Source organism: Arthrobacter sp. HMWF013, assembly GCF_003061105.1.
Taxonomy (GTDB): Bacteria; Actinomycetota; Actinomycetes; order Actinomycetales; family Micrococcaceae; genus Arthrobacter.
Map to the genome: position 1 here is coordinate 1 of NZ_QAIQ01000192.1, position 1,298 is coordinate 1,298.

A 1,298-nucleotide genomic window follows, 5' to 3' on the forward strand; every position below is an offset into this window, starting at 1 on the left:
TATCAGATCGTTATGAATTATTCAGTGGAATCGATTTGACTGGACGTTTTGCCGGAATGGGGCGTACGCTACGGCGCCCGAACCAGCCGGGTGACGAGTTCCCGCCAGGACGCCGCGAGCCGCCCGGGCGGCAGTCCATGGACGCGGACGGCACGCAGCAGCCTGTCCGGTTCGAGCGTGGCGCCCAGTGCCATCGCCATCAGCCACGGGTCCGCGTCCATCCCCTCCTCCCGCAGGAGGAACTCAATGTGGCGCTGGGCCAAAACCGCGGCCGGCACTTCGTAACGGCCGTTCGCCGTACCCTCGGCAGCGGCCGCCAGATCGCCGTGCTCCAGGACAAATGCGATCCGCTCCGCACCGAACGCGATCAGCCGGTCCAGCCCCCGCGCGCCCGGCCCGAGTGGTGGCGGGCCGAACATAAAGCGCTCCTGAAACGCCGCTTCAGAATCGCTAAGCAGCGTCATCATCAACCCGGTACGGCTGCCGAAGCGGCGGAATACAGTGCCCTTACCCACTCCGGCGCGTTCCGCGAGGGCGTCCATGGTCAGGCCATCCACCCCGGACTCTGTGATCAGCTCGCGGGCGGCATCCAGCAGACGCTGCCGGTTCCGCGCGGCGTCGCTTCGCTCTTGAACGGGCCCGGAGAGCGATCCGGGCAACAGTGGGATGAAGCTCACACTCCGTATCCTAGTCCCCGGGAATAATAATCGGACCGCGGTCCGTTTAGCTCTGTGAAGGCCACACAGCCTCCACCTTCCACCGGTTAGCGGCCCGGCCGCAGCCCGAACCCAGGAGTCCGTATGTCAAAGAACACCGTACTTACCCTTGTCGGCAGCCTCCGCGCCGAGTCCACCAACCAGAAGCTGGCCGAAGCCATCGCGCTGAACGCTCCCGAGGACGTTGACGTTGTCATCCACGAGAGCCTCGGAAACATCCCGTTCTACAACGAGGACATCGACGTCGAAGGTCAGGTCCCCGCTGCCGCCGCAGCCCTGCGCGCCGCTGCCAACGACGCCGACACCCTCCTGCTGGTCACCCCCGAGCACAACGGCACCGTTCCCGCGTCCCTGAAGAACGCCATCGACTGGCTGTCCCGCCCCTACGGCGCCGGCGCCCTCACCGGCAAGCCCACCGCCGTCGTCGGCACCGCCTTCGGCCAGTTCGGCGGCGTCTGGGCCCAGGACGAAGCCCGCAAGGCAGTCGGCATCGCCGGCGCCCAGGTCCTCGAGGACGTCAAGCTCGCCGTCCCCGGCTCCATGGTCCGCTTCGCCGAACTGCACCCGAAGGACGACGCCGAA

2 protein-coding genes are annotated in these 1,298 nt (G+C 66.9%); one reads left to right on the forward strand and one right to left on the reverse strand.

Features of this window, described 5'->3' with window-relative positions; genetic code table 11:
- Positions 1-68: 68 nt before the first annotated feature.
- Positions 69-677, reverse strand: coding sequence for a TetR/AcrR family transcriptional regulator (locus tag DBR22_RS08415; RefSeq protein WP_108598649.1), 609 nt, complete (start codon positions 675-677; stop codon positions 69-71).
- Positions 678-800: 123 nt separating this feature from the next.
- Here DBR22_RS08415 and DBR22_RS08420 point away from each other — a divergent pair.
- The coding region (locus tag DBR22_RS08420) for an NAD(P)H-dependent oxidoreductase (protein ID WP_108598650.1) at positions 801-1,298 on the forward strand (498 nt) is incomplete at its 3' end.